Below are 576 nucleotides of genomic sequence, written 5' to 3' on the forward strand. Positions count from 1 at the left end.
CTTCAACTCCCTGTGGGTCGGCTGTTTGTCAATAAGACGCTTCAGAGCTTCTCTCAACTGCTTTTCTGTTGAGCTTAATTCCGTTCTATCTGTCATGTCTTACGCCACCATTATCGTGTTTATAACTAAACTCCGCACATCTTCTGCAAACTCATACTTATCATGGTCGAATCCCAAATCATCCATGATCGCCTCTGCCGCTTTTACCTGCATAAAGTATTTAGTTGCGGCACTGGAGTTCAATTCACCGCATTCTTTTAGAAACTCAATATTTCTCATCGCATCCATGCGAGAAGATTCGGCATAAACAGCGTTTTCAATAAAATCGTATTCGCAGTCCACACACTCACTTAAATCAATATTGATGCGCATTGAACATTGAGTGTTGGTGCAATACATACTAGGAGCAACAGCATGTAAGTGCGCCTTACCGTTAGTTAACTGATCAATCCAATAATCAATTGATAACTTGCGTTTGTTTACCCAATTTTCAAAATAGCTTTCACCTTCACGACTGATTTCAGCAACCATTGCTTGACCTTTGCCACCTGCAATCCGTTCACCGTTCGCCATTTT

Annotated in this window: 1 pseudogene; it reads right to left on the reverse strand. The window is 41.3% G+C overall.

Annotation, left to right across the window (positions count from 1 at the left end):
* Positions 1-99: 99 nt before the first annotated feature.
* Positions 100-576: pseudogene (locus tag GMA8713_RS27960) on the reverse strand (integrase); the annotation flags it as partial.

This window comes from Grimontia marina, assembly GCF_900060185.1.
GTDB classification, from domain to species: domain Bacteria; phylum Pseudomonadota; class Gammaproteobacteria; order Enterobacterales; family Vibrionaceae; genus Enterovibrio; species Enterovibrio marinus.